Source organism: uncultured Ruegeria sp., from assembly GCF_947497005.1.
Classification (GTDB): Bacteria; Pseudomonadota; Alphaproteobacteria; order Rhodobacterales; family Rhodobacteraceae; genus Ruegeria.
Genome location: NZ_CANMFF010000003.1, coordinates 360624 through 387226, shown reverse-complemented (window position 1 = coordinate 387226; position 26603 = coordinate 360624). Strand labels below are relative to the sequence as shown.

General features: G+C 56.2%; 25 protein-coding genes. 15 read left to right on the top strand and 10 right to left on the bottom strand.

Translation table 11 applies throughout. The annotated features are described in order from the left end of the window. The first annotated feature begins 10 nt into the window (after positions 1–10). The gene (locus Q0816_RS06685; protein WP_298848846.1) at positions 11–1063 is read left to right on the top strand and encodes a glycosyltransferase family 2 protein; all 1053 of its coding nucleotides are present in this window, start codon (positions 11–13) and stop codon (positions 1061–1063) included. Between the two features lie 69 nt (positions 1064–1132). Then, entirely contained in the window at positions 1133–2986 is a 1854-nt protein-coding gene (locus tag Q0816_RS06680) for an ATP-grasp fold amidoligase family protein (protein WP_298848843.1), read from the top strand. Positions 2987–3048: 62 nt separating this feature from the next. On the opposite strand, the gene Q0816_RS06675 is transcribed toward Q0816_RS06680, so the two are convergent. After that, positions 3049–3351 carry a DUF6476 family protein gene (locus Q0816_RS06675; RefSeq protein WP_298848840.1) on the bottom strand — a complete coding sequence of 101 codons (303 nt, stop codon included), beginning with the start codon at positions 3349–3351 and terminating at the stop codon, positions 3049–3051. On the opposite strand from Q0816_RS06675, the gene Q0816_RS06670 reads away from it, so the two are divergent. From Q0816_RS06670 to Q0816_RS06655, 4 genes are all read left to right on the top strand, one after another. Continuing rightward, entirely contained in the window at positions 3350–4384 is a 1035-nt protein-coding gene (locus tag Q0816_RS06670) for an RluA family pseudouridine synthase (RefSeq protein WP_298848838.1), read from the top strand. The genes Q0816_RS06675 and Q0816_RS06670 overlap by 2 nt on opposite strands. A 145-nt stretch (positions 4385–4529) precedes the next feature. Beyond that, complete coding sequence (gene rpoH, locus Q0816_RS06665) at positions 4530–5426, top strand: RNA polymerase sigma factor RpoH (RefSeq protein ID WP_298848836.1); 897 nt, start codon at positions 4530–4532, stop codon at positions 5424–5426. 261 nt (positions 5427–5687) lie between these two features. Beyond that, positions 5688–6662, top strand: a complete 975-nt coding sequence (locus Q0816_RS06660; protein WP_298848834.1) for a Gfo/Idh/MocA family oxidoreductase — start codon at positions 5688–5690, stop codon at positions 6660–6662. Positions 6663–6720: 58 nt separating this feature from the next. Next, a complete protein-coding gene (locus Q0816_RS06655) occupies positions 6721–6990 on the top strand; it encodes a DksA/TraR family C4-type zinc finger protein (protein ID WP_298848832.1) in 270 nt (89 codons plus the stop codon). A 76-nt stretch (positions 6991–7066) separates the two neighbouring features. Here the strand turns inward: Q0816_RS06655 and Q0816_RS06650 are convergent, their stop codons facing one another. The 4 genes from Q0816_RS06650 to Q0816_RS06635 form a co-directional block, all read right to left on the bottom strand. Further along, positions 7067–8167 (bottom strand): hypothetical protein, encoded by a 1101-nt coding sequence (locus tag Q0816_RS06650; protein WP_298848830.1) that lies wholly within the window; start codon positions 8165–8167, stop codon positions 7067–7069. 239 nt (positions 8168–8406) lie between these two features. Further along, positions 8407–10227 (bottom strand): M3 family oligoendopeptidase, encoded by a 1821-nt coding sequence (locus Q0816_RS06645; RefSeq protein ID WP_298848827.1) that lies wholly within the window; start codon positions 10225–10227, stop codon positions 8407–8409. 85 nt (positions 10228–10312) lie between these two features. Continuing rightward, positions 10313–11287, bottom strand: coding sequence for an alpha/beta hydrolase (locus tag Q0816_RS06640; protein WP_298848825.1), 975 nt, complete (start codon positions 11285–11287; stop codon positions 10313–10315). Next, positions 11287–11577, bottom strand: a complete 291-nt coding sequence (locus Q0816_RS06635) for an SCP2 sterol-binding domain-containing protein (protein ID WP_298848823.1) — start codon at positions 11575–11577, stop codon at positions 11287–11289. Before Q0816_RS06635 ends, Q0816_RS06640 begins: the two co-directional genes overlap by 1 nt. 30 nt (positions 11578–11607) lie before the next feature. On the opposite strand from Q0816_RS06635, the gene Q0816_RS06630 reads away from it, so the two are divergent. The 6 genes from Q0816_RS06630 (at position 11608) to Q0816_RS06605 (ending at position 17519) form a co-directional block, all read left to right on the top strand. Beyond that, entirely contained in the window at positions 11608–12216 is a 609-nt protein-coding gene (locus Q0816_RS06630; RefSeq protein WP_298848821.1) for a tetratricopeptide repeat protein, read from the top strand. A 20-nt stretch (positions 12217–12236) separates the two neighbouring features. After that, entirely contained in the window at positions 12237–15071 is a 2835-nt protein-coding gene (locus Q0816_RS06625) for a helicase-related protein (protein ID WP_298848819.1), read from the top strand. Positions 15072–15077: 6 nt separating this feature from the next. Next, the gene (locus tag Q0816_RS06620) at positions 15078–15443 is read left to right on the top strand and encodes an RNA-binding S4 domain-containing protein (RefSeq protein ID WP_298848817.1); all 366 of its coding nucleotides are present in this window, start codon (positions 15078–15080) and stop codon (positions 15441–15443) included. Positions 15444–15509: 66 nt separating this feature from the next. After that, entirely contained in the window at positions 15510–15848 is a 339-nt protein-coding gene (fdxA, locus tag Q0816_RS06615; protein WP_074735041.1) for a ferredoxin FdxA, read from the top strand. A 284-nt stretch (positions 15849–16132) separates the two neighbouring features. Beyond that, the gene (locus tag Q0816_RS06610) at positions 16133–16642 is read left to right on the top strand and encodes a CarD family transcriptional regulator (RefSeq protein WP_298848811.1); all 510 of its coding nucleotides are present in this window, start codon (positions 16133–16135) and stop codon (positions 16640–16642) included. A 115-nt stretch (positions 16643–16757) separates the two neighbouring features. Further along, entirely contained in the window at positions 16758–17519 is a 762-nt protein-coding gene (locus Q0816_RS06605) for a potassium channel family protein (protein ID WP_298848809.1), read from the top strand. Here Q0816_RS06605 and cobS read toward each other — a convergent pair. Beyond that, positions 17516–18280 carry an adenosylcobinamide-GDP ribazoletransferase gene (cobS, locus tag Q0816_RS06600; protein ID WP_298848808.1) on the bottom strand — a complete coding sequence of 255 codons (765 nt, stop codon included), beginning with the start codon at positions 18278–18280 and terminating at the stop codon, positions 17516–17518. The two genes, Q0816_RS06605 and cobS, sit on opposite strands and share 4 nt — an antisense overlap. Before the next feature lie 78 nt (positions 18281–18358). Here cobS and cobT point away from each other — a divergent pair, with 78 nt between their 5' ends. Continuing rightward, entirely contained in the window at positions 18359–19369 is a 1011-nt protein-coding gene (gene cobT / locus Q0816_RS06595; RefSeq protein ID WP_298848806.1) for a nicotinate-nucleotide--dimethylbenzimidazole phosphoribosyltransferase, read from the top strand. A gap of 30 nt (positions 19370–19399) precedes the next feature. On the opposite strand, the gene Q0816_RS06590 is transcribed toward cobT, so the two are convergent. Both Q0816_RS06590 and Q0816_RS06585 read right to left on the bottom strand, forming a co-directional pair. Further along, positions 19400–21280: a monovalent cation:proton antiporter-2 (CPA2) family protein gene (locus tag Q0816_RS06590; protein WP_298848805.1), complete on the bottom strand. Its 1881-nt coding sequence runs from the start codon at positions 21278–21280 to the stop codon at positions 19400–19402. A gap of 20 nt (positions 21281–21300) precedes the next feature. Continuing rightward, entirely contained in the window at positions 21301–21756 is a 456-nt protein-coding gene (locus tag Q0816_RS06585) for an Lrp/AsnC family transcriptional regulator (protein ID WP_298848803.1), read from the bottom strand. A gap of 147 nt (positions 21757–21903) precedes the next feature. Between Q0816_RS06585 and hppD the strand changes: the two genes are divergently transcribed. Then, the gene (hppD, locus tag Q0816_RS06580) at positions 21904–23001 is read left to right on the top strand and encodes a 4-hydroxyphenylpyruvate dioxygenase (RefSeq protein WP_298848801.1); all 1098 of its coding nucleotides are present in this window, start codon (positions 21904–21906) and stop codon (positions 22999–23001) included. Between the two features lie 75 nt (positions 23002–23076). On the opposite strand, the gene Q0816_RS06575 is transcribed toward hppD, so the two are convergent. Beyond that, complete coding sequence (locus tag Q0816_RS06575; protein WP_298848799.1) at positions 23077–25029, bottom strand: hypothetical protein; 1953 nt, start codon at positions 25027–25029, stop codon at positions 23077–23079. A 164-nt stretch (positions 25030–25193) separates the two neighbouring features. Here Q0816_RS06575 and Q0816_RS06570 point away from each other — a divergent pair, with 164 nt between their 5' ends. Beyond that, a complete protein-coding gene (locus Q0816_RS06570) occupies positions 25194–25889 on the top strand; it encodes an SIMPL domain-containing protein (protein ID WP_298848798.1) in 696 nt (231 codons plus the stop codon). A gap of 2 nt (positions 25890–25891) precedes the next feature. On the opposite strand, the gene Q0816_RS06565 is transcribed toward Q0816_RS06570, so the two are convergent. Next, entirely contained in the window at positions 25892–26602 is a 711-nt protein-coding gene (locus Q0816_RS06565) for a GNAT family protein (RefSeq protein ID WP_298848796.1), read from the bottom strand. Between the last annotated feature and the right edge of the window lies 1 nt (position 26603).

Here is a 26603-nt window from a genome sequence, read left to right as displayed (position 1 = left end):
AAGCGCAGCGATGGAAAAGCCTGAAAAGATCCTCATCTCTGCGATGAAGAACGAAGGCCCCTATATTCTGGAATGGGTGGCCCATTACAAGGTGCTGGGGTTTGACCGGATCATTGTTTACACCAATGACTGTACAGACGGCACAAACCAGATTCTTCGGCGTTTGCAGGACTTGGGTCATGTGGAGTTTCACAGAAACCGCGTTGGAACGGGCGGAATTCACCGATCTGCATTAAGACAGGCGCGGCGCTTGCCAGTCGTGAAAGAGGCGAAATGGATTTATGTCGGTGACGCCGATGAATTCCTGAACATTCACGTCGGAAACCACAAGGTTGATGATCTGATTGAGGCGACGCCGGGCGTAGACGTCATTTCCATCCCTTGGAAGATTTTTTCCAACAGTAATCGGCATGTGATGCGCGACACGCTTGTGACGCGGCAATTCTACGATTGTGAACTGGATTTCGAGCAGGGCGGGGCAGGGCGTCGGTTTGTCAAGTCCCTGTTCCGGCAGGGTGATTTTTATCTGCGTTACGGTTTGCACAACCCGCATCCCCGGCCCGAACTTCAGGCTGGCGTGTTCCGGTCTGTGCCCGGGGGACACGCCACAGAACCTGCGCCATTCGGCAACCATGTCGCGCCACCCTTCGGTTTTGAAATTGCGCAAATCAACCACTATGCTGTCCGGTCAACGCAAGCGTATCTGGCCAAGCGCAGCCGTGGTCGGGCAAATCATTCGTCTCAGACCCTGGGAACGGAATACTGGGACCGCTGGAACCGGGGCGGGGCAAAAGATGAAACGATTTTGCGATATAAGGGCGAAGTCGACGCGGTGTTGGAAGAGTTTCGCGCTGATGATCGGCTTCGACGTTTACATAGAAGAGCGTTCCGATGGCATAAGGCACTGATTAATGACCTGCTAAATCTGCCTGAATATCATGAGCTATATCAGAAACTGCTGGAAAAACCTGCGGCGGGGTTTGTGGCGCAGGATCGAGGTGTGCGGGAACGGCTTTCGGCTGGAACAACTTCCTCTTCCGATGAAAATCAGCCAGAATCCTGATAGTACAGCCCCCGGAGAAATGAACTAATGGTTGCGGATCGCTCTCTTCCGACGATTGGGATGCTATGGATGGAAGGAAGCCTGAGCTTCCTGGAACAGGTGTGCATGCTATCGTTCGTCGAATGCGGGCACAGAGTTGTTTTGTTTCATTATGGGCAGGTCGAAAACGTTCCCTCCGGAATCGAGCTGGTATCGGCGAACGAAATTCATGAGCCCGACCAGTTCATCATGAACAACCAATTTAAAACGCCGGTGCCGCAATCTGATATCTTCAGATTACACCTGATGAAGAAAACAGACTTTCTGTGGTGTGATACGGATGTGTTGGCAATTTCTCCCATTCCGTGGGCAGATCACATTTTTGGGTATTTCAACCGCGACACCATCTGTAATGCTGTTATGCGGCTGCCATCTGACAGCCCCACGCTGAACGCGTATTCGGAGTATTGTCAGGACCCTTACCCGATCCGCCCTTGGGTTGAAGGCGAAGAGCGGGCAGAACTTGAGCGTCAGAAACGCGCGGGTGCATTGCCGCATGCATCAGATCAGGAACACAGCGTCTACGGCCCCGGTGTCATGACATGGTTTCTTCGCCACTACGACGAACTGAAACATGCCAGCCCGATACCAGTCTTTTATCCATTGCCTTTCCGGCGGGCGGGACAAGCAAATGATATTCATGTCCGAGAGTTCAGGAACGCTTATATCAAAGAGGAAACGCTTGCCGTACATCTGTGGGGGCGCCGGATGCGATGGTGGATTGCAAACGGCATCAAACGCCACTCTTTCCTGGACCGGCGCCTAAGGAATTTGGGAATTCGCCCGGGTGACGCGCCATTGCCGAACCACGGCCGACGTGGACCCACGCCGATCAGTTTCCCGCCAAACCTTCCTTCATTGCACGCAACGACGGAAGAAATCCGAGACGCGACGGGCGGTGTTATGTCCGTTGCCCTGCTTTCCGACCGGGAAGACTACCTGAAAGCGGCGCAGGCTGATCTGGATGCGATCAAGGCTGACAATCTGTATGGTGTGAATACCCTACCGCGCGACGGTTTCCTGCGCGGGTGGGACCATTATGGTAGCGACCAGGCACGCCTGAATGCGCTTGGATTGTCACTGTACAATTTTGCCGACAACTATCGGTACTTGCCTGACCTGCGCGCTCCAACGACGTTCTCTGAAAAGCTGTTGGTCATGAAGTTGTTCGGTGAAATTCCGGACACCTTAATCGCCGATCGGAACAAAGGCCCGGCAAATGTTTCGGAACGGCTCACTTTCCCAGACCCCGTGTGGCAGTCGCCTTCTCCGAACTTACCGGACACGCTCGATGTTGAGCCGGGGCTGTATTGGCTGAGAGGAACAATAAGTCAGGCGCAAAAGCTTGCCTTATCATTTCCGTTGGATGATGCGCAGCGCGATGACGCCCACAAATATCTGGCTGCGTGGCACAAGACCAAAACTTCCGAAGGTTTCTGGACCGGTGAATGGTGGCGCGTCACCGGACAGCCCCGCTATTTCATAGAGGAAGATTTGGCGGCTGGGGATCGACAGACCGGCGAGTGGCAGTTTTGGGTAATCGCCGGGCGGGTTCAGCTAGTGCAGGTTGATCGTGATCGGGGACGTGGGCGCATTCAAATGCTCCATGACCGCGAATACAACTATGTTGCCGATGAACTGTTTTTTCAAACCAGCAGTACCGTTGAACCCCGGCCCGAGCGCTTTGACGAGATGGTCGGGATTGCTGAAACCCTGGGACAGAACCTCGAATTCGCACGCATCAGCCTGTTCTTGGTTAGGGACAGGATCTGTCTGCGCGACATCACGTTGTCCCCGATCTCGGGCAAGCTCAAGATACGTTCGGATACGCTGGATCAGCGGTTGGGTCGTACATGGACCGGAACGCGGCTGTTTCCCGGCTGAGATGAGGTTGTGCCCTCGAACGCGAAAGGTACCTGGACGGGTGGCCGGTGCGGATCAGTTGGTTACTCGACCGCTATGTCCTGACGCAGTTTCCCGGTGGTCTTGTCAAAAATCAGAACACGGTTGTCATCGGTGACGACAGCGTACCAGTTGGAGCCGATTGTTAGAGCCTGCGCCCGGGCGCCGTCCGGCAATTCGATCTGATCCGGCAGGGTAGGGGTGCGGTCCGATAGGCGGATGACAATCAGGGCGAATGTCACTAGAACCCCGCCAATCATCACCGCGGTCAATAGCATGACCATACGCCGCAGCAATCGCAACTGTGGTGTTTCCTGCGGTTCTTGGGGTTCGGAAGGGACAGTCATGGGCACCCGCCAGATAGAGTTTCAGATTGCGGCCAATCCGCCGCCTCGCCTTGATAAGGCGCTTTCCCGGGATGTGCCAGACGGGGAAAACCTGTCGCGTACCCGTCTGGCGCGCCTTATCGAAGAAGGCGCGGTTCAGATCGATGGAACCGAGACACGCGATCCCAGGGCCAAGGTGCCTGAAGGCGCACAGGTCACGATTGCCGTGGCCGAGGCGGAAGACAGTCATATTGGCCCCGAAAATATCCCGCTTGAGGTTGTTTTCGAAGACTCAGACGTAATCGTGCTCAACAAACCTGCAGGTATGGTTGTGCATCCCGCACCGGGTTCGCCAATCGGGACGCTGGTAAACGCGTTGCTACATCATTGCGGGGACGATTTGTCGGGCGTTGGCGGGGTGAAACGCCCTGGTATCGTGCACCGGATCGATAAGGAAACCAGCGGTCTTCTGGTTGTCGCAAAATCCGACGCAGCGCATCACGGTCTGGCCGATCAATTCGCGGCACACAGTGTTGAACGCTATTATCGCGCGGTGTGTTACGGGGTGCCGGATGCCAATGACCCTCGTCTGCGCGGTGTCAAAGGGATCAGCTTTGAACCCGGCAACATCATGCGCGTGACAACGCAACTTGCACGGCACAAGACCGACCGCCAAAGACAGGCGGTTCTGTTCCACGGTGGGCGCCACGCCGTGACGCGTGCGCGTGTTGTCAAAACTTTTGGAACACCTGCGGGTCTGGCTCTGATCGAATGTTGGCTTGAGACTGGTCGAACCCACCAGATTCGCGTGCACATGGCCCATGCGGGACACGGGCTTGTTGGCGACCCGGTTTATGGCGGTAAGCGAAAACTGTCTGCCAAGGCGTTTTCTCCGGCCTCAGCGGATGCTGTTCGCGATTTTCCACGTCAGGCGCTTCATGCCGCCGTATTGGGGTTTGAACATCCGGTCACTGGTGAAAATCTGCGGTTCGAGGCCGACTTGCCGGAAGATATGCAAAACCTTATTGAAGGTCTGTGTAGACCGCTGTCATAATAAGCAAAGTCCTGTGAAAAAGGGCTTTTTATCTTTCCTTAACGTAAGATTAATTCCAGACTGTTAGCAGCACCTCTTGAATGGGAAGCGTTTCTTACCCATATCCTATGTTAAAGACTTAAACATTTGTCGGAGGGACATCATAATGGCAAATTACGCAAATCTCCCCGCGCCGACGCCTGAGGGCGGCCTGAACCGCTATATGCAGGAAATTCGCAAGTTTCCCCTGCTGGAGCCGGAAGAAGAATACATGCTGGCCAAGCGCTGGGTCGAAGAGCAAGACACTGAAGCTGCACATAAAATGGTGACATCGCACCTGCGCCTGGCAGCAAAGATCGCCATGGGCTATCGCGGCTATGGTCTGCCGCAGGCCGAGGTGATTTCCGAAGCCAATGTGGGTCTGATGCAGGCGGTCAAAAAATTCGACCCCGAGAAAGGCTTCCGTCTGGCGACCTATGCCATGTGGTGGATTCGTGCCTCGATTCAGGAGTATGTCCTGAGGTCGTGGTCGATGGTCAAGCTGGGCACGACTTCGGCACAGAAGAAACTGTTCTTCAACCTGCGTAAGGCCAAAGCACGCATTGGTGCGCTGGAAGAGGGTGATCTGCGCCCCGAAAACGTAAAGAGGATCGCCGAGGATCTGGGCGTTACCGAAGACGAAGTGATCAGCATGAACCGCCGGATGTCCGGTGGGGATGCATCGCTGAACGCTACGGTCGGTTCCGAAGGCGAAGGCACGATGCAATGGCAGGATTGGCTTGAGGACGAAGATGCCGATCAGGCCGGCGACTACGAAGCACGTGACGAACTGGAAGCGCGCCGGGAATTGCTGGCGGCCGCCCTGGACGTTTTGAATGACCGTGAAAAGGACATTCTGACCCAGCGCAGATTGCTGGATCAACCAGTGACGCTGGAAGATCTCAGTACGCAATACAATGTCAGCCGCGAACGTATTCGCCAGATCGAAGTGCGTGCGTTCGAGAAACTGCAAAAGAAAATGCGGGATCTCGCGCGGGAAAAAGGCATGCTGGGAGCCAACTGACGGTTCCATCTGCCTCGCCGGCCCCGCGAAATGGTTGATCGCTGTTTATGTGAATGAAGTTCGCCTCCTGTTGATCAGGGGGCGTTTTCTTTTTGAGTCGACGTTGACTGCATCTGATGTTGAGGCTTGAAAAAGTGGCAGCGGGTCGGAAGCTATGTTACGAGAATGAACAGTTTTGCATTGATGATATTTTGTCAGGTCACGCCCTCGGAAACTCTTGGGGACCGCGCAATTTGCAAACTAGCAAGTCAGGAGAGCGGAATGCACAAACCAGTTCAATTTGGCGTATTGGGTGCCGCAAAATTTGCGCGCGAGTACATGGCCCCTGCTATTCATGCTGCGAACGGCGCGCGATTGGCTGCTTTGGCAACCTCGGATGCGGCCAAAGCAGATCCGTTCTTGTCCTTTTGCCCGGATGCGCAGGTGTATGACTCTTATGACGCGCTGTTGGCAGATTCCGGTGTCGATGCTGTCTATATACCGCTGCCGAACCATATGCATGCGGAATGGAGCCTGAAGGCGCTGGACGCAGGCAAGCATGTTCTGTGCGAAAAACCTATGACGATGAAGGCGGATGAGTTCGACGCATTGATCCAAAAGCGGGACCAAAGCGGCCTGCTTGCTGCCGAGGCTTACATGATCGTGCATCATCCCCAATGGCAGCTCGCGCGGAAACTGATCGCTGATGGTGCCATCGGAGATTTGGTGCACGTGACCGGTGCGTTCAGTTTCGACAATCGCGCAGATACAACGAACATTCGAAACCGTGCTGAAACGGGCGGCGGCGGATTGCGCGACATCGGTGTCTACGTGATCGGCGGAGTCCGCTTTGCAACCGGGCAAGAGCCTGTCTCGGTAAAGTCCGCAATCCGTTGGCAGGATGATATCGACATCTTTACCGAAATTCGGGCGCAATTCCCCGGGTTCACCTATTCCAGCTACGTGTCCATTCGGATGCATCCCCATCAGGAGATGGTGTTTCATGGTGAGGCAGGTTTGATCCGTCTGACGACCCCGTTCAATGCGCGTGTGTTCGGCGAGGCACGCGTCGAGTTGCATCGCCCTGGGCTTGAGGTTCAGGTCACCCGGTTTCCCGGAGCAGACCATTACAAGCTGCAGGTCGAGGCCTTCTGCCGGTCGATCCGGGAGGGGGTAGAATACCCCTGTCCGCTGGAGTTCTCTCGCGGGACACAAGAGGTAATTGATCGTGTGTTCGAAGGTGCCGTTTCGCTGTAACTTGCCTTGTTCCCAATGGCTCAGCTATCCTGAGTGTCACAAGTCCAGGAGATGACCCATGGCCGGAGGTTGGTCACGCGACGGCGCTGTAAGCGAACAGATCGAAGCGTCGATTTCAGATGAATTGGCGCGGATGCAGGCGCAAAAGCGGCCCCAGGGCGAAAGCCTGACCCATTGTGCCGAGTGTGAAGAGCCGATTCCTGAAAAGCGACGTATTGCACTGCCGGGCGCGAAACTGTGCCTGGATTGCCAACAAGAGCGCGATGGCGCGTTCAAGGCGCGTGGCGGCGTCAATCGGCGGGGGTCGAAAGACAGTCAGTTGAAGTGACCTCGGGTATGGCTGTTATGAGCCCTTAGTATCGAATGCGGCGCTTTGTACGAATGTCGGCAGTCTTCTCGCGAAGTTAGAGATTTTCGCTCCCAAATTCGAGAATCTTCAAAAGAGCATCGGCTCCCTGAGCAAACAGTGAAACGGTTTCGGCTTTTTCTAGAGGGGATAAATCAGACCATGTTCGTCCTGCGTGCTCCCCTTTCAAAATGAGTGCGTCCGCTTCTCCGGTCTCGGCATCGAGCGTCAAGCTAAGGTCCTCGTTTTCCATCTGAACCGAAGGCGCACCGTTCGTTAGTTGAAGAAGGGCTGCGTCCCTTTCTGCCTTTAGTTCGGCAATCCGTTCATCCCGCTCTCGTCCGCTGAGCATTTGAGCCTTTTGCATTTCCTTACGCCAAGACCGCATCGCTACTAGAATTGCTGCTCCAGCGCTGACCGGAAGTAAAGGAGGAAACAGAACTGCGGCCATAACGCCAAAACCAACACCAGCACCTGCCCCGTGCGTGAGTGCTTTGCCGCTGGCCTGTAGTCGCATTCCAATTGGCTTTGTGATGTTATCTGACATCATTCCGCCCAACGTCCGGTGCAAATTGGATGCTAGTATTGGGACGGCGTTCGCGCGTTCAAGAGATGTCGAAACACCATCTTTCAGCGCTCCAACCACGTTTGGAACGGATTCAACGCTGATCTTAGCCTTTTGCAGGGTGGTGTTGGAGGCCGACAAAACGCCATCGCGAGTACGTTCGAAGAGCGACGCTTTCTTGAATTCCTGTGTGGTCGTCGGCGCATAGTTGGCCAGCACGCTCAGTTCAACCTTGGCCTCAGTAAGCGCAGATTGTTCGATCCGTTCACGCGCAGAGGATGCCAACTGTGCAGCACGATTGATCGAAGTGTAAATCTGGTGCCGTTCGTCTTCATTGACCGACTTCATTTCGTCGATGTTATCCAACATCGACATAACCGCTAGAAAACTTGGTGCATGAACAGCATGAAATGCCCTGTTCAATTTCCATACGGTCGTGTCACGGCGAAGTGCATCGGAAATAAATTCCAAGTCTTGAGCGAGCGATCCTGTTGCCCGTTTGAAATCATAGTCGGCTAAAGACCGTTTTTCGACCAACAAAGCGAGTTGATCTAAGCTGCGCAACCGCTCGTCGTTAGATGTATTATTTTGCAAATCGAGATTTCCTTAGCTTCGCTCAAGTTCAAAATAAGTAGCCCCTAAAAGAAGTTGAAGTCGACAAGTTATCGTTTGGACATTTTGAGTCTGCCAACCAAAGCAGACCCTGGTGCTTGCGTAGCAAAGGCCCACTTTGTCCCGCGTAGAGGGCATTCAAGAGCCCCTTGGGTGCGACATTGCCGGGCATGGCAGGTTTTTCCACAAGGCAGATGTCACCACCCTCTGTCGAGGGCGTCTCAGCCCTCCATCGCCTCCAGCTCGTCAATAAAGCCCGAGATCATCGAAAGGCCCTTGTCCCAGAACTTTGGGTCGCTGGCGTCCAGACCGAACGGGGCCAGCAATTCCTTGTGATGCTTGGAGCCACCGGCGCGGAGCATGTCGAAATACTTTTCCTCGAACCCGTCCGCGCCGCTTTCGTAAACGGAATAAAGCGCGTTCACGAGGCCATCGCCAAAGGCATAGGCATAGACGTAGAAGGGAGAATGCACGAAGTGCGGGATATAGGCCCAGAAGGTCTCGTACCCGTCCATGAATTCAAATGCGGGGCCAAGGCTTTCGGCCTGAACGCTCATCCAAAGGGCGTTGATGTCATCCGGGGTCAACTCGCCTTCGCGACGGGCGGCGTGCAGCTTGCATTCGAAATCGTAGAAGGCGATCTGGCGGACCACCGTGTTGATCATGTCCTCGACCTTGCCTGCCAGCAACACCTTGCGCTGTTCAGGGGTTTCGGCCTTGTCCAGCATCTTGCGGAAGGTCAGCATCTCACCAAAGACCGAGGCGGTTTCGGCCAGCGTCAGCGGAGTTGATGACAGCATCTCACCCTGATCAGCGGCCAGTACCTGGTGGACACCATGGCCCAGCTCATGCGCCAGGGTCATTACGTCGCGTGGTTTGCCCAGATAGTTGAGCATCACATAAGGGTGGACATCAGTAACTGTTGGGTGGGCAAAAGCACCCGGCGCCTTGCCCGGCTTCACCGCAGCATCGATCCAGCCTTTCGAGAAGAAAGGGGCCGCGATTTCGCCCATGCGCGGGTCAAAGGCGTCATAGGCATCCATCACCGTTTTTTCGGCGTCGTCCCAATTGACAATGCGTGTGTCTTCCATCGGCAGCGGCGCGTTGCGGTCCCAGACCTGCATGACGTCCAGCCCCAACCATTTGCGCTTCAATTCATAGTAACGATGGCTCAGCCTGGGATAGGCGGCCACGACCGCCTCGCGCAGGGCCTCGACCACTTCGGGTTCGACATCGTTCGACAAATGACGCCCGGTCTGAGCGGTTGGCATGTTGCGCCAGCGGTCGACAATTTCTTTCTCTTTGGCTTGCGTATTGTGAACACGGGCAAAGGTTTTGACGTTCTCCTGAAAGACCGAAGCCAATTCACGCGCCGCTGCCTCACGTTTGGAACGATCCTGTTCGGTCAGCAGATTCAGGGTGCCTTCGATATTCAACTCATCACCGCCGACGTGAAACGTCAGACCGGCAATGGTCTCATCGAACAGACGCTCCCACGCGTCGCCGACCACGCCCAGATCGTGCATGAATTTCTCAAGCTCATCAGACAGCTGATAGGGTTTCATCGCGCGTACGCGACGGAACACGGGCTCGTACCGGGCAAGATCTGCGTTGGCTTCGAAATGCGCTTTCAGCACATCGTCTTCGATGCGGTTGATCTCGAGCGTGAAGAACACCAGCGGAGTGGTAAAAACGGTGATTTTTTCCTGCATGTCGGACAGGAATTTGGCCCGTTCTGCGTCGGTGGTCAGCTGATAATACCGCAGACCGGCAAAGGACATGATCCGACCCGCGATCGAGTTGATCTTTTCATTGCGCTGCACGCAGGTCAGTAAGTCGGCAGCGTCCAATTCTGCCAACTTTCCTTCATAGTCAGCAGCAAAGGCGGCACATTCGCCTTCCAACCATTCTAGATCGCGCTCCAACTCGGGTGCGGTTTCCGATGCGTAGAGATCGCTCAGATCCCATTCCGGAAGGTTGCCCAAATTGTCGGCGCCGCCCATTGCGTTTGCGTCAAGGACAGGAAAGGGAAGGTTGCGCATGGATCACCTTTTGTAGACTGCTTTTGCAAACATCTAGGGCTGGCGCGCCCGGATCACAAGCGGCCAATCCCAAAGGTGAGAGGGTTTACGAGGAAACCAGCTTGGACGCACCGTTGGATTGGGTGGCCAGGAAATGCGAGGCAAGCTGGTCCAGAACCGGTCCCCGAACGTCCGGTGCTTCCATCAACACCTCGTGTTCGCCGTTCGGGATTTCGATCAGCGTCCCGTTTGGCCAATTGGCCATACGAGCCCGTATGGCCTTGCGATCCACGATTTGCTCATGGCTGCCCAGAAATGTCAGGCCGGGTGTTTCGGGGGCGGGCTGTTCCATCAACCATGCACATTCGTCCAGAGACTCGCGCAGCCACAGGTTTGAAGGCGCACCAAGTGCCAGTTCGGGATGTGCGTTCAACTGTTCCTGCATCATCCTGTACATATCAGGATCGCGGGTCAGAACATTCCCCTCGAACGGTTGTGACAGCACATAGCTTTCTAACGTTGTCGTCGGTGGCGTTCGTTCACCAAGGCCAAGCGCGGTGCCCCAATAGGCGGTCACGCGGCTTAGCGGCTTCATGACTGGCGTGAAGAAAATTCCCCACATCGGGCCCGTGAAGGCGCATGCGGCAAAGCACCCTTTCTCGATGACGGCGCGCAACCCGATTGCGCCGCCCATCGAATGCCCGATTACGTACCACGGTTTCGGCAGGTCCAGAGCATTGGCAAGATCCAGAGTCGCCTGAACGTCGTGCTGGTAATCGGTAAAGTGATCGACATGGCCGACCCGAGCGTCATCCAGCAATCGATCCGCAAGACCCTGACCACGCCAGTCGACGGCCAGCATCGCAAAACCACGATCCGTGAATTCGCCAGCCGTACGGCCATATTTTTCGATGTATTCAGTACGTCCGGGGAACAACATGACTGTGCCATGTGCCTTGCCGTTCGGAAGCCAGTGACCAACGCGGATGCGTTTTTGGTCAGACGTCGTCAACCAGTGGGCTTTTCCACCGGCGGGTCCGCCGGCCACGTCTTCAAACAAAGGGGCCGGCGTCAGTTTCATCAGGCCAGCACCGATGCAAGTTTCATGGCAACACCCATGTCGCCATCGACGCTCAGCTTGCCCGACATGAAAGCACCTGTGGGATTCAGTTCGCCGCTGAGGATCTGCTCGAACGTATCGGCGTCAGCGCTCAGGGTAACTTCAGCGTCGTCGTCGCTGACCCGTGCACCGTCTGCGTCCAAAACGATTGCGCCCAGATCGGCGATAGCAAACTTGGCCGAGGCATCAAACGCGCCGCCTTCCAGTTTTTCATTCAGCGCGGCTGCTGCCTTTTCAAGAATCTCGCTCATGCTTTTCCTCATATTGTTAGTGCGCCGTGAATGGACATCCCCGGTCGCAACGCTACACTGACTATTGTTATGAGCATTGCAAACCACAATCTCAAAGGTACCGTCGCGGCACTTGCCGTCCTAGTCATGTTTTCCACCAGTTGCTTTGCGCAACAGGCGGATTCAAGGGACGAGGGTGAATTGTTGCAGAAACTTGCCGAGTCGACGCCGGAGCAGGCATTTGCCCTGGATCGGCAGTTACAGGCCCTGTGGTCACAATCCGGTTCGGCATCTGCTGATCTGTTGCTGGAACGGGGCCGTGAAGCGTTGGATGACGGCGACGTGGACGCTGCACTTGATCATCTGACTGCACTGACGGATCATGCTCCTGACTTCGCCGAAGGCTGGCATCTGCGCGCGTCAGCCTTTTTCGGGGTCGAGCGGTTTGGAATGGCCGCTGCAGATCTGGAACATGCGTTGACGCTGAACCCCAACAATTACGAAGCGATATACGGCCTTGGCCTGATATTCGAAGTGGTTGGCCAACCCGAAGAGGCCTATGAAGCCTATTCCCGCGCATTGGCTATACATCCCCATCACGAAGAAGTAACCAATGCCGTGAATCGCCTGAAGCCTCAGATCGAAGGCAAGGCTCTTTAAGGTCCGGGCAGGGGGCAAAAGTGAACGGGTCATCCCGAATCGTGGCCGTGCTTGGCCCGACAAACACAGGAAAAACCCACTACGCGATCGAACGCATGCTGGGGCACCGGACCGGTGTGATCGGCCTGCCGCTGCGCCTTCTGGCACGCGAGGTCTATGACAAGATCGTCGCCATACGGGGTCCTTCTGTTGTGGCTCTGGTCACGGGCGAAGAACGTATCGTGCCACCTCGAGCCCAATACTGGGTGTGCACGGTTGAGGCGATGCCGGAAGGCATGGGCGCTGATTTTGTTGCGATCGATGAAATCCAGCTGTGCGCAGATCCCGAGCGCGGACATGTGTTTACAGATCGGCTGCTGCGGTCACGTGGTACGCATGAAACGCTGTTTCTGGGGTCGGACACCATACGCAGTGCGATTGCAGCGCTGGTGCCAGAGGCGCAGTTTGTGCGGCGAGAGCGGATGTCGCAACTGGTTTACTCGGGCTCCAAGAAAATAAGCCGGATGCCCCCGCGCAGCGCCATCGTCGGGTTCTCGGTAGAAAACGTTTACGCGATTGCCGAACTATTGCGCCGCCAAAAGGGTGGCGCGGCGGTGGTTATGGGTGCGCTCAGCCCCCGTACACGGAATGCGCAAGTCGATCTCTATCAGAATGGCGAGGTCGATTATCTGGTTGCCACAGATGCGATAGGGATGGGGCTTAATCTGGATGTAAACCACGTGGCGTTTTCATCCTTGACCAAATTCGACGGGCGCCGGATGCGCCCGCTTGCCCCGAATGAACTGGCGCAAATTGCTGGCCGGGCCGGACGCGGCATGTCCGATGGCACCTTTGGTGTGACCGGAGAGGCCCCACCGCTGGACGAAGGTTTGGCGCAGGCGATTATGGACAGCCGCTTTACGCCGATGAAAAAACTGAACTGGCGGAATGCTGCCCTCAGGTACGGCTCGATTGACGCACTGATCAACTCGCTGGAAGTCAGCCCGGATGACGTACACTTGATCAAAGCTCGCCCCGCTGACGACCTGAACGCACTCAAATCGCTGTCGCAAGTGACCGAAGTCGTAGCTCGCGCAAGCGACGGTCCGTCCATCCGATTGTTGTGGGATGTGTGCAGAATTCCTGATTTTCGCGGTATCAGCCATGCAGAACACGCGAGTTTGCTTGAGGTGATTTATGGCCACCTGCACGAGCGCGGCAGCATTCCCGACGATTTCTTGGCGCGGCAGATCCGGCGGATTGATCAAACCCAGGGCGATATCGACGCTCTATCTAAAAGATTGGCATATATTCGCACATGGACATATGTTGCGCAGCGAAAAGAATGGGTTCGTGACGAATCACATTGGCGTGACGAAACGCGCACTGTAGAAGACAGACTGTCTGACGCACTACATGAGCGTCTGACGCAAAGATTTGTGGACCGGCGTACATCCGTTTTGCTGCGCCGGCTCAAACAGAAGGAGGCCCTTTTGGCCGAAGTAAATGACAAGGGTGAAGTGACCGTCGAAGGCGAATTCGTCGGTCGTCTGGAAGGGTTCCGGTTCACGCCGGACAAAAGCGCGCAGGGAACCGAGGCGAAAGCTCTGAAATCGGCGTCCTTGCAAGCACTCGCGCCGCAATTCCATCTGCGCGCCGATCGCTTCTACAATGCGCCCGATACCGAAATTGATTTTACCGATCAGGGTGGCCTGATGTGGGGCGAATATGCCGTTGGCAAACTGGTTGCCGGGGCCGAACCGCTTAAGCCCATGGTCGAGGTCTTTGTGGATGAGGCCGCAGGCCCGGATGTAGAACAGAAAGTTCAGCGCCGCCTGCAGCATTTCATTGACCGCAAGGTCGCGGCCCTGTTCGAACCGCTGCTGAACCTGTCGCGCGATGAAGAATTGACCGGTCTGGCCAAAGGCTTCGCCTTCCGCATGGTCGAAGCACTGGGTGTGCTACCCCGTGGCGCCGTCGCGCAAGATGTCAAAGACCTTGATCAGGACGCCCGTGGCGCATTGCGCAAGCATGGCATTCGGTTCGGTCAGTTCACCATCTTCATGCCGCTGTTGTTGAAACCCGCGCCGACACGCCTACGTCTGGTGCTCTGGGCGCTGGCCGGTGGGTTGCAGGAATTCCCTGATGCGCCGCCCCCGGGTCTGGTCACAGTGCCGGTCGCCAAAGGCGCGCCAGAGGGCTACGACACCATGTGTGGCTACCGTAATGCGGGCGAACGCTCGATCCGGATCGACATGCTGGAACGACTGGCTGACATGCTGCGCGCCGAAGACAGCCGCGGCGGGTTTGAAGCCAAGCCCGACATGCTGTCGATCACTGGCATGACGTTGGAACAGTTTGCTGACCTGATGCAGGGGCTGGGCTACAAAGCCGAGCGCGGTGAGCGCGAAAAGGTCAAACCGGCACCTGTTGAAACCGCCGAACAACCTGCGGCGGACACGACTGAGCAATCTGTCACCGGAGAAACTTTGGCACCCGAAGCGGTTAGCGAGGAAACTGCGGCCCCCGCCGAGGGGTCGACCGAGGCCACCGACAGCACCGAGGCGCCAGCCGAGGCTTCCGTGGAAGATCGTGCAGCGGAACCTGCGTCGGATGAGCCCGAGGTTGAAGTGTTTTATACTTTCACCTGGGCCCGTCAGCGCCAACCCAACCGCGCCCCGCGTCGCGAGCAGGGGCAGGGCAAGGGCAAACCGCGTAGCAAACCACAGGATGGTCGCGGCAAACCGCATGGCAAGAAGGGGGGCAAACCTCAGGGGGCCAAAACCTTCTCGTCACGGCCTCCAAAGAAGGAAAAGGCCATTGATCCCGACAACCCGTTCGCAGCAGCGCTGATGGGTTTGAAGGACGGCAACTGACCCGAGATGGCCGAGGCCAAGCTGCGGATCGACAAATGGTTGTGGCAGGCGCGGTTCTTCAAGACCCGCAGCCTGGCTGCCAAACAGGTTAGCGGCGGCCATGTCAGGCTGAACGGAAACCGGGTGCTGAAACCGGCGCAAGCCGTGGCCCCTGGTGACGTTTTGACCTTTCCACAAGGCCGAATCGTTCGTGTTGTTCGCGTCAAAAAACTGGGGGACCGCCGTGGTCCTGCACCCGAGGCGCAAACGCTGTTCGCCGACATGACCGAAAAACAAGACGTTTCTCCAAGAAACCCGGGGTTCGAAGGAAAGGGTCGCCCAACCAAGAAAGTTCGTCGTGCTCTTGATCTTTCTCGCACAGAAGATCGCTGATCCTATCTTGAAGAGTGGGCCAGACTGAATTAGCTAGTCGCTCAAACCGCAAACGGGAATCCGATCATGACCTATGTTGTCACTGAAAACTGTATCGCCTGCAAATACACCGACTGCGTCGAAGTGTGTCCGGTGGACTGTTTCTATGAAGGTGAGAACACGCTGGTCATTCATCCTGACGAATGCATCGATTGCGGCGTTTGCGAACCGGAATGCCCGGCCGACGCGATCCGCCCGGATACTGAGCCGGGAATGGAGCAGTGGGTCGAGTTCAATCGCAAGTTCTCGGAGCAATGGCCGGTGATTGTGACCAAGAAAGACCCGCTGCCCGACGCGGAAGAACGCGATGGTGAAGAGGGTAAAATGGAGAAGTATTTCTCTGAAGCACCAGGCGAAGGCGGTTAAGCGATTCGCTCTCGCAATCCTGTTTGCAGTGTAGGGAACGCGATATAACCTGCTGAAAGCAGGATGAATATGAAAAATTCCCGTAAGGTAAACTTTCGGGTGTCTTATTTTTGTGATATACTCTTACCCTGTATGATGACCGAGATTGGGATGCGCTCCACAAGTATGCTCACTTTGGAGACTTGACTTTATGACAATATCGCCGCCTGACGGGGCTGAAACAGTCCCCGCATGTGGTGTTTTTGTTGTCTTGTGTCCCGATCCGTAACCAAGGAAGAAACTGAATGACAAAGTCGAAAAAGCTCGAATTCCGCCCGAACGACTATGTTGTCTACCCTGCACACGGCGTAGGCCAGATCATCTCGATCGAAGAACAGGATGTCGCGGGGTTCTCTCTGGAGCTGTTCGTCATCTCATTTGAGAAAGACAAGATGACACTGCGCGTGCCGACCAACAAGGTCACAGAATCCGGCCTGCGTTCGCTCAGTTCGCCAGACGTGATCAGTCAGGCGATGAGAACGCTGAGAGGCAAGGCGAAGGTAAAACGTGCCATGTGGTCCCGTCGCGCACAAGAGTACGAACAGAAGATCAACTCGGGCGATCTGATTTCGATTGCCGAAGTGGTCCGCGATCTGCACCGCACCGATGACCAGCGCGAGCAGAGCTATTCCGAGCGTCAGTTGTATGAGGCCGCCCTGGAACGTCTGACCCGCGAGGTTGCGGCCGTATCAGGTGCTGGTGAAGTTTCTGCTGCCAAACAGGTGGACGAAGTTCTGACCTCTCGCGCTGCGTGATCGAGGCGATTAAACAAGTTGGGCCGCTCCAGATTGGGGCGGCCTTTTCCGTGGCTTGGTGAATTGTCCAAGTGGCGTTAATTTCACTGTATCTGCAGCAAGCTATAGGGCGGACATGAAGCAGACAGTGAGATATCTGTACATTGGGCATGACCCGGTTTCGGTCTGGTTTCGGTATGCGCTGATCCTGTTCGACGTTGTGACAATCGTTTTCTTTGTCGCGACAGCGCACATCCCGCACGGGCCCAGTGTGACCTTCGCAAGCCTGTTGATCGGATTTTTGATTTCGCTGGATTTCTCTGCACGGCTTTGGATATCAAAAGACCGGCGGAAACTACTGCGCCAAGTTTACACGCTGGCGGATATCGTTGTTATCATCTCGTTGGTCCTGGATCCTTTCCTGACGGGAAATCTGGCTTTCCTGAGGATTTTACGCGCCTTGCGCCTGATCCATTCATACCATTTGCTCAGGGATCTGCGGCGCGACAGCCATTTTTTTCGAACGCATGAAGATGCAGTGATTGCCGCAATCAATCTGATGGTCTTCGTCTTCGCTACTTCTACCGCGGTTTTGGTGTTTTTTATTCCTGAAGAAGCCCAAACGCCTTATATAGATGCGTTGTATTTCACCATGGCGACGCTGACCACGACCGGATTCGGGGATATAACGCTGGCCACCCCTTGGGGAAAGCTGTTTTCGGTTTTCATAATGGTGGTCGGCGTTGCGCTGTTTGTCCGTCTGGCACAGGCGATATTCATGCCGCAGAAAGTACGTCACAAATGCCCAAGCTGCGGGCTGTACAGACACGACCCCGACGCCGTCCATTGCAAGCACTGCGGTTGCACGTTGCGGATCGAAACAGGCGGCGTGTCTTAAATCTGTGCGCTGAGGGCAAGCAGAAACGCGATTTCGGCCAGTTGTTGCGATGCGCCAAGTATGTCCCCGGTTTGACCACCGATCTTTTTCCGCGCGACCGCCGCCAAAACGACTATGATCAAGGTCGCAAAGATAATGGCGCCAACAGCGGGGCTTCCGCACAGGAAAACGGCTATCAGAATAGCCATGCCCACGGATACGCCGACCGAAATTGTTCCGGGCGTTCCAACCGAATGGCTCAGGCCGGATTTTCTGGCCCTTGGCAGGGATGCCATCAATACCGGCATCAGGGCGCGTGAGAATACGCAGGCTGCCAGAATTGCCCAGATCGATCCGGTCGCCAAAAGCGCGGCGACTGCGGAAACACGCAAAACCTGTGAGATCATCAGCGCAAGAACGCCATAAGTTCCGATGTGGCTGTCTTTCATGATCTCCAGTCGACGCTCAGGGGTAAAACCTCCCCAGAAGCCGTCGAAAGTATCGGCCAAACCGTCTTCATGCATCGCGCCCGTCATCATGATTAATGTCGCAACCAGCAGTGTCGCAGCAACAAAAAGGGGCAGATTGATAACCATTGCCAGCCATCCCACTAAGCAGGCGACCCCTCCGACAACCAACCCGACAACAGGGAAGGCCCACGCCGCCTGTGCTTGCCGCGCGAACACCGGTTCGGGCAATCGGGGCACGGGCAGGCGGGTCAGCAGCACCAGCGCCAGCGGAATATCCCACAGGGAATAGGGTTTCGTGTCGTTTTTTTGCACACCCGTGCCTTTCGGGGTCTTGTTGGATTCAATGCTTCGGTTAAACACACAGGACCACTCTGATGCAATGAGGCTTTCATGTTGCCTGAACTGAATGATTTGAACGCGTTCCGCGCTGCCCTTACGGCGGCTCCGGATCCGGATGCCGCTGCGGTGCAAGGCGCGGACGAGCGCAATGGACAACTGACCAAACCGCCCGGTGCACTTGGGCGGCTCGAAGATCTGGCAATCTGGTATGCAGGATGGCGTGGGGATGCCCGCCCGCAAATCAGGGCACCTCAAGTCATAGTATTTGCCGGAAACCACGGTGTCACAGCGCAGGGCGTATCGGCTTTTCCGCCGGAAGTGACTGTGCAGATGGTAATGAATTTCGAACATGGCGGCGCAGCCATCAACCAACTGGCCAAGTCGGCGGGTGCAAAGATGGATGTGCACGCGCTGGATCTGGACAAACCGACCGCAGATTTCACGCAAGCTCCGGCTCTGACCGAGGAAGAGCTTCTGGCAGCCTTACGTACCGGGTGGCAGGCTGTCGACCCGCAGGCTGATCTGTTGGTTGTCGGCGAGATGGGTATTGGCAACACCACTCCTGCCGCCGCTATTGCATGCGCGCTGTTCGGTGGTAACTCGTCCGATTGGACGGGCCGCGGGACAGGTGTGGATGACGCAGGGCTGGCCAACAAAACCCGCGTTGTGGCCGAAGGCGTGGCGATGCACGCGTCAGAGGATGGTCTGGAAATCCTGCGCTGCCTCGGAGGGCGCGAGATTGCGGCAATGGCCGGAGCGATTGCGGCTGCACGGGTATTGCGCATTCCGGTGATCCTGGACGGGTTCATCTGTTCTGCTGCCGCTGCCTGCCTTTCGAAGCTTTCAGATAGCGCGCTGGATCATACCGTGGCTGGCCACCAAAGCGCCGAGGCAGCGCATGGCGCTGTGTTAGCGAATCTAGGCAAGGAACCGTTGCTGAGCCTCGGTCTTCGGCTTGGTGAAGGATCCGGCGGGACACTGGCGATCAACATTCTCAAAAGCGCCGTGGCCTGCCATTCCGGCATGGCAACCTTTGCCGAGGCAGGGGTTTCCGACGGTTAATTACCTGCCTGACCCGGGCAGTGGTTTGGGTCAGGCCGATTTTTTGGCGTGTTCTTCCGCAAGCTCCAACAGTGCGGTTTCCAAATCCTTTTCAAGCTTCTGCGCCCGTTCGATGTACTTTTTGTTTTCCGCTGTTGGCATGCCGGGCACCCATAGCTCGGCCAGATCGCGAACAGACGTTCGGTCGTGGTGGTAAAAGGTCTGCTCCGCCTGCGCAGCCTCATATTCGCTCAGCCCGATATTCTCCAGGACATAGCGGCCCGCTCGTAGCGAGCCATCGAACAATTCGCGCACGATGTCATTGGCACCGGCCTGATACAGCTCGTAAACATGGGTCCGGTCGCGCGCGCGCGCGACGATGTGCAGGTCAGGGCGCTGGCGACGGGCATAGCCGACAAGCCGTGTGACCTGTTTGCGATCATCCATCGCGGCCACAAGGACAGAGGCCTTCTCCAATCCCGCTGCACGCAGCAGTTCGGGGCGGGTAGGGTCGCCCAGAAACCCTTTGACGCCAAACCGGCGCATCAACTGGATGGTTTCGATGTTGTGGTCCAGAACGACTGTCTTGAAACCGCTGGCCTGCACAAGCCGGTTCACGATCTGCCCAAACCGACCGATACCGGCGATGATGACGGGGCCTTTTTCGTCTATCTCGTCCGGTTCCGGGATCGCCGACGTATCGCCCATCTTTCGGAACAGGACGTCATAGATGATGAACAGAAGCGGTGTGATCAGCATTGTAAGCGCAATGATCATCAGTAGTTTCTGTGAAAGATCCGGCGGGATGACATTCTGCTGTGTCGAGAATGCCAGCAAAACAAAACCGAACTCACCGGCTTGCGCCAACCCGAGGGTGAACAGCCAGTGATCGCGCCCACGCAGTTTGAACGCTTTGCCAACCAGAAAGAGAATGATCCCCTTGGCCAAGATCACAAGCAGCGCCAGGCCGATCAGATCCAGCGGGTCATCGAAGAAATACCCGATGTCGATCCCGGCGCCGACCGTGATAAAGAACAACCCGAGGAACAGACCTTTAAAAGGTTCAAGGTCGCTCTCCATCTCGTGTCGGAATTCCGAGCTCGCCAGAACAACGCCCGCCAAAAATGCGCCCAGAGCAGGTGACAGACCGACCAAGGTCATCAGGAAGGAGATGCCCACCACAATCATCAGCGCCAGTGCGGTGTACATCTCGCGCAGATGGGTTGCGTGGATGAAACGGAACAGAGGGCGGGTCAGATAGACACCGGCCAGAATGACAAACACCACTGCGCCAATCGTGACCAGTGTGACGGCCCAGCCCGGTAGCCCTTCAACCAGAGAAAGGCTGTGATGGCCCGCGCTTTGAAGATCACTGACCCCTCGGTCAATTGAACCATCCGATTCGATATGAGGCATGGCCGGAAGGGCCAGTAGAGGAAGCATGGCCAGTATCGGAATGACTGCGATGTCTTGTGTCAGCAGTACCGAAAACGTCGCCCGCCCGCCATTTGTCTGCATCAGGCCCTTTTCCGATAAGGTCTGAAGGACGATCGCGGTTGACGATAGCGACAAAGTCAACCCAACCGCCAAGGCAACCGACCACGGGTGGTTGGCATAAATCGCAACGGCAGCAATTGCTGCTGTGGAAAGCAATACCTGCAAGCCGCCCAGACCCAATAGCTTGTCACGCATATCCCACAGGGCGCGCGGCTCCAGCTCCAGACCGATCAGGAACAGCATCATCACCACGCCGAATTCGGCGACATGCTGAAGGTTTTCGGTTTCCGCACCAACAAGCCCAAGAACGGGGCCTATTATGATTCCGGCGGCCAGATAACCAAGAACCGAACCCAACCCCAGTCGTGCAGACAGGGGAACGGCGATCACAGCCGCGGCAAGATAGATCGAAGCCTGGTATAAGAAATCGTCCATAGGTGTCCTCTCGGGCCCGTTCAGGTGGGCAGGGGGGCGTCGCGTTTCAATTGGTCCATTACGATCTGGCTTTGGACCCTTGCAACAGCAGGATGGGGCAGGATGACCTGATGTAGCAAGCTGTTGAGGGCGGAAAGATCGTCACAATAGATGTGCAGCAGGTAATCTGCCTCTCCTGTCATCGTCCAGGCGCTTGTAATCTCAGGCCGGGTGTCGACCATGCGGGCAAAACTTGCGGATTGTTCGGGGCCATGAGTGCCCAGATGAACCTGAACAAACCCTTGCACCTGCAAGCCCAGTTTCAGCGGGTCCAGTCGGGCAGCATAACCTGTGATGTAACCCTCGGCCTCAAGCCGTTGTCGGCGACGTCCCGCTTGACTGGGTGACAGGTTCAGCATCTCACCCAGTTGATGGGCCGTCAGGTGCGCGTCTTTTTGCAGGGCGGAAAGCAGTCGTGTGTCGGTTGCGTCCAGCATGTGCGGAAGAATCCTGACATTATTAACTTTGATGCGTGGTTTACGCGTTGATTGCCAGTTTACACGAAAACAATGCGCAGAAACAGCGGCAGATAAGTCGTATTTTTGAATCAGCAAAGAAATTCCAGTTTTTGAAGGAGACGCGCCATGGGTCCTTTCCCGCATAACGCCCCGAAATCTGTCATCAGCGAAGAAAACCCTGCCGGTACCGATGGGTTTGAATTCGTCGAATTCTCTCACCCCGAGCCGCAGGAGCTGCGCGATCTTTTCGCCAAGATGGGGTTCGATCTGGTGGCCCGGCACAAGGACAAACCCGCTGTCGAGCTGTGGCAGCAGGGGGACGTCACCTATATCCTGAATGCCGATCCCAACAGTTTCGCCGACAAGTTCGTGGCCGAACACGGCCCCTGCGCCCCGTCGATGGGATGGCGTGTCGTCGATGCACAAAAAGCATATGATCATGCCGTGTCAAAAGGTGCAGAGCCATATGATGGTGCCGACAAAACAATGAATGTCCCTGCGATCAAGGGCATCGGTGGATCGCTGATCTATTTCATCGATCAGTATTATGATACATCGCCCTACAATCAGGAATTTGAGTGGATCACAGAATCCAAACCTCGGGGCGAGGGGTTCTTCTATCTCGATCACCTGACCCACAATGTCTACAAGGGCAACATGGACAGGTGGTTCAAGTTCTATGGCGACCTGTTCAATTTCCACGAAATCCGCTTCTTTGACATTCAGGGTAAATTCACCGGGCTGTTCAGCCGCGCGCTGACGTCGCCCTGTGGTCGTATCCGTATTCCGATCAACGAAGATCGCGGCGAAACGGGTCAGATCGTGTCCTACCTTAAGAAATACAAAGGTGAAGGCATTCAGCACATCGCTGTCGGCAGTGACGACATTTACGCCTCGACCGATGCGATTGCTGAGAACGGCCTGAAATTCATGCCAGGCCCGAACAAGGCGTATTACGAGATGTCCAGAACGCGTGTGGCTGACCACGAAGAGCCGCTGGACCGGATGATGAAACACGGCATCCTGATCGATGGCGAAGGCGTCGTTGACGGGGGCGAGACCCGGATTCTGTTGCAAATCTTCTCGAAGACCGTCATCGGCCCGATCTTTTTCGAGTTCATCCAGCGCAAGGGTGATGATGGTTTCGGTGAGGGGAACTTTCAGGCGCTGTTCGAATCGATCGAACGTGAACAGATCGAAAGCGGTGAGATTTCAACGGCCTGATCCTGAAAACCGAACGCGCCGGAATGATCCTAAATCCCCGGCGCGTTTGTCCTTTCAAAACCCAAACCGGTCTGGTCAGCTTCGAGGCATGGCCAACGTCACGTTGCGGCCCTTTTTCTGATAGCGCAATTCGCTGTCGCTGATGGCGACGACTTTGCCGCCGTCAATGCGGTCCCCGACCTTCAGTTTTTTATATCGCCCGCTGGGCAGTCGAACCAAAGCGCGCCTGTTGGCGGGCGTGCCGTACACACCGATCAAGTTCAGGCGGCGCAGGTTGATCGCATTGTCGATTGTCGCCTGACGGGCCACTGAGGCAGTTGACGGAATCTTGGGAGCAACCGTTTTTGGTTGGAACGACCCGTCGTCGTCGGATTTCTGATCCAAAGCAGCGGTTGATCCCAGATTGGAACTGTTTGAAGCAGATGTTTTGGCCGGGGCCAAACCAGCCGGGCGCGACTTGGGGCGGGGCACACGAACCACGGCCAATGCGGTTGGCGTTTCGTCCACTTTGGGCTGGACCTGCAGGCTTTCAGGGCGTGCTTTTGGTCGTTTCGTCGCCAACTCTTCCCGCGATCGACCGCCTAATTGCCCGCGCTCAAAACTCTCGACCAGATCAGTAGGACGTGGTTTTGGTCGAATACCCGCCAACCTGTCGTCGATCTCTTCGATTACCGGTTCCTCTTCAAAACGTACCGGTGTTTCGGGCGGAACCTTGGATGGGCGGCCCTGGTAAACGACGATCCCGTCCGGATTCATAGCGCCATCTGGTGTTGGCGTGACCAGGCCGTCTTCATCCAGATCAAACCGGGTGCTGGCAACAGCGGGCAACACGTCCGGTTTGAACGGATCATCCGTGTCAAAACTGAGCGCCGGAGGCAGGGCTACGGCATCGCTGGACAGATCGGACTTGTCGAGCGATGCCAGATACAACTCCCCCGGTTCCACGACGACCGGAACGTCCAACGCACCAGGAGCGGTTGTGTTGATTCCGGTAACGGATTGGATTTCCTGCTGGGCTTCTGGATCCCGAGCAACTGATTCAACCGGAGTAGGAGGAACCTTGAGCGCTTCCAGAATAGCTGCATCTGTGGCGGTCAGACCCGGCTGTGTTTCGGTTTCCTCCTCGGCGGCTTCTGCCGGAACCTCCTGTGGTTTTTCCTCAACCAACTCAGGAGCAACCTCTTGCTGGGGTTCAAGTACAGCAATTTCGGAATCTGGTTGGGGCGCGGGCTCTGCCGCTGGTTCAGCGGGCGATACCTCGGTTGGTGCGGGGCTTAGTTCCGCCTGATCCTGTTCTGAGTCGGAGCCCAAAGCCAGCCAAGCACCAACAACACCGCCGACAAGAACCACGGCAGCAAAGGCCAGAATGGAATATCGGCTTGCACCTGTCGTCGCAGTGACGTCCTTACTGACGGATGCTTCCGGCGCGCGGAACGTGTCAGGAGCGGGGGTGCCCGCAATTGGATGCGTTGGGACTTCGGGAACCTTGATCAGTTCAGGCGCGTTTGTTTCCACGAGTAACGGCCGATCTTTCGGTTGCGGAAGCTCAGACCTGTCTGAATCTTCGCTAAACAGCGCCTCTCGTGGGAACGCGACTGCATCTTCTTCGGCACTGAAGACCACCGGCACAAAACCATGGTCCGAAGCAAAGTTCCGCGCCTCAGTCAGGGTTTCAACTGCTACTGCGGCAACATATGTCGTGTCGCCTTTGGTCTGGCTGTCATAACTCAGATCAGACAAGGCATATGGCGTGGCGTCGGTCAGAGCGCTCTCAATGTGGCCAGTCCGGTCTTCCGGTGGCAACCCATCGGTCGAAAGCTGTAGATACCGAACTTGGTCCTTTGGCAACACGAGCTTGCAGCTCAGATCGTTTTCCAGCGCAAACGCTTTTTCCCGCAACGCCTGCATCTGCTCCGGCAGGTCCGGAGCATCCAAAGGAATCGTGCCGATGACGAACCAGTCGTCATCCGAATGGTGATGCAGTGTTATTCCGGTCGTAGAAAAAGACAGCGCAAAGGCAGGTTTCATAATCCGGAGGAACCATAATTATCAACGTCAATGCAAACGACTTTGCGTTCGCAGACCGACATTAAAGCAGGAACCCGCCGAGGGAAAGAAAAAGGCAAACTCTCCCCTTGTATGGCAAAGCCCCGCCAACCCATCTTGGAACAGAACAAATTGGAGTGATAGCTTTGAAGACATTCGCTTTTCTTGCCGCGATGATAGCCGCCACAGCCGCTGGAGTTGCCAATGCGGAAGAACGTCGCATCAACGTCGATGCCACCGGAACTGTGCAGGTCGCGCCTGATATGGCGACGATCACGCTGGGTGTAACCAACGAAAACACAGAGGCGGGAGCCGCCATGCAGGCGACTTCGGATGCGGTTGCCAAGGTCCTGTCACGACTGTCCGAGATGGGAATCGAAGATCGCGACGTTCAAACCCGCGATTTGTCCTTGTCGCCTGTCTGGTCGGGACGGCACGGACAGAACGGGGAAAAGCCCGAAATCACGGGCTTTACGGCGTCCAACCGTGTTTTTGTACGCGTGCGCGATCTGACCCAATTGGGAAAAATCATGGACGCGGTCATTCAGGACGGCGCCAATGATTTCGGCGGGCTGAGCTTTAGCATGCAGGACCCCAAACCGCTTGAGTCGCAAGCGCGCGCCAAGGCCGTCGGCGAGGCAACCGCCAAGGCAGAACAGTTGGCGCAGGCGGCAGGTGTAACACTTGGCCCGGTGCAGACGATCTCGGAGCGAACAGCTGGTGTCCGCCCCATGGCCGAGATGCGTGCTTTCAGCGCGGCAGATGCAGGCGGTGTTCCCGTTGCTGGCGGAGAGGTTTCTGTTTCTGTCAGTGTCTCGATGGAATTCGAGATTTCGGAATAAGATTAATCCCTGACGCGGGCCATCAGCGGCTTTCGTTGCTGGCCCGTCGCATCGAAATTATCCGGCGACAGCCAGGCCTCGAAAGCATCTCGGATGCGTGGCCATTCGGTGTCGATGATCGAAAACCACGCTGTATCCCGGTTACGGCCTTTGTAATGAGTCGCCTGCCGAAACACCCCTTCAAAGGTGAATCCCAGCCGGTCAGCAGCATTGCGTGAGGGAGCATTCAGCGCGTCGCATTTCCATTCGTAGCGGCGGTAGCCCAGCTCGTCGAAAACCCGCTTCATCATCATGTACATGACTTCAGTCGATTGCGGTTTGCGTTGCAGAAGGGGCGAGAAATGTATGTGCCCGACCTCGATCGAACCTGCTACGGGTTCGACCCTCAGGTAAGACGCCATGCCCAGCGGAACGTCGTTGGCGTCCAGAACGGTATGAAACATCGGGTCTGCGTCCATGCAGTTGGCGCGGGCCCAGCCTTCAAACTCCGGTTCACTGTCAAACGGACCATAGGGCAGGTACGTCCAGTTGCGACCATCCCCGTCATTTGCAAACGCCCGAAAAAGCCCGGGCGCATGCCTGTTCACATCAAGGGGCACGACGGAACAAAAGCGTCCCTCCATCGGCGTGTAAGGCGGCGTCGGGCGCGGAAAGTCACCTGAAACCGGTAAACCGATGGGTTGGCCAAGGTCGTTTGTGTCGTGCCCGGTCATT

What these genes read in the sequence shown, in the direction of transcription:
- Q0816_RS06630 (WP_298848821.1), top strand. Translation starts at nt 11,608, where the DNA reads ATGGACATCCCCGGTCGCAACGCTACACTGACTATTGTTATGAGCATT.
- Q0816_RS06565 (WP_298848796.1), bottom strand. Translation starts at nt 26,602, where the DNA reads ATGACCGGGCACGACACAAACGACCTTGGCCAACCCATCGGTTTACCG.
- Q0816_RS06640 (WP_298848825.1), bottom strand. Translation starts at nt 11,287, where the DNA reads ATGAAACTGACGCCGGCCCCTTTGTTTGAAGACGTGGCCGGCGGACCC.
- Q0816_RS06575 (WP_298848799.1), bottom strand. Translation starts at nt 25,029, where the DNA reads ATGAAACCTGCCTTTGCGCTGTCTTTTTCTACGACCGGAATAACACTG.
- Q0816_RS06655 (WP_298848832.1), top strand. Translation starts at nt 6,721, where the DNA reads ATGGCCGGAGGTTGGTCACGCGACGGCGCTGTAAGCGAACAGATCGAA.
- cobT (WP_298848806.1), top strand. Translation starts at nt 18,359, where the DNA reads ATGTTGCCTGAACTGAATGATTTGAACGCGTTCCGCGCTGCCCTTACG.
- Q0816_RS06620 (WP_298848817.1), top strand. Translation starts at nt 15,078, where the DNA reads ATGGCCGAGGCCAAGCTGCGGATCGACAAATGGTTGTGGCAGGCGCGG.
- Q0816_RS06675 (WP_298848840.1), bottom strand. Translation starts at nt 3,351, where the DNA reads ATGACTGTCCCTTCCGAACCCCAAGAACCGCAGGAAACACCACAGTTG.
- Q0816_RS06610 (WP_298848811.1), top strand. Translation starts at nt 16,133, where the DNA reads ATGACAAAGTCGAAAAAGCTCGAATTCCGCCCGAACGACTATGTTGTC.
- Q0816_RS06670 (WP_298848838.1), top strand. Translation starts at nt 3,350, where the DNA reads ATGGGCACCCGCCAGATAGAGTTTCAGATTGCGGCCAATCCGCCGCCT.
- Q0816_RS06635 (WP_298848823.1), bottom strand. Translation starts at nt 11,577, where the DNA reads ATGAGCGAGATTCTTGAAAAGGCAGCAGCCGCGCTGAATGAAAAACTG.
- Q0816_RS06660 (WP_298848834.1), top strand. Translation starts at nt 5,688, where the DNA reads ATGCACAAACCAGTTCAATTTGGCGTATTGGGTGCCGCAAAATTTGCG.
- Q0816_RS06685 (WP_298848846.1), top strand. Translation starts at nt 11, where the DNA reads ATGGAAAAGCCTGAAAAGATCCTCATCTCTGCGATGAAGAACGAAGGC.
- fdxA (WP_074735041.1), top strand. Translation starts at nt 15,510, where the DNA reads ATGACCTATGTTGTCACTGAAAACTGTATCGCCTGCAAATACACCGAC.
- Q0816_RS06680 (WP_298848843.1), top strand. Translation starts at nt 1,133, where the DNA reads ATGGAAGGAAGCCTGAGCTTCCTGGAACAGGTGTGCATGCTATCGTTC.
- hppD (WP_298848801.1), top strand. Translation starts at nt 21,904, where the DNA reads ATGGGTCCTTTCCCGCATAACGCCCCGAAATCTGTCATCAGCGAAGAA.
- Q0816_RS06590 (WP_298848805.1), bottom strand. Translation starts at nt 21,280, where the DNA reads ATGGACGATTTCTTATACCAGGCTTCGATCTATCTTGCCGCGGCTGTG.
- Q0816_RS06645 (WP_298848827.1), bottom strand. Translation starts at nt 10,227, where the DNA reads ATGCGCAACCTTCCCTTTCCTGTCCTTGACGCAAACGCAATGGGCGGC.
- Q0816_RS06585 (WP_298848803.1), bottom strand. Translation starts at nt 21,756, where the DNA reads ATGCTGGACGCAACCGACACACGACTGCTTTCCGCCCTGCAAAAAGAC.
- rpoH (WP_298848836.1), top strand. Translation starts at nt 4,530, where the DNA reads ATGGCAAATTACGCAAATCTCCCCGCGCCGACGCCTGAGGGCGGCCTG.
- Q0816_RS06605 (WP_298848809.1), top strand. Translation starts at nt 16,758, where the DNA reads ATGAAGCAGACAGTGAGATATCTGTACATTGGGCATGACCCGGTTTCG.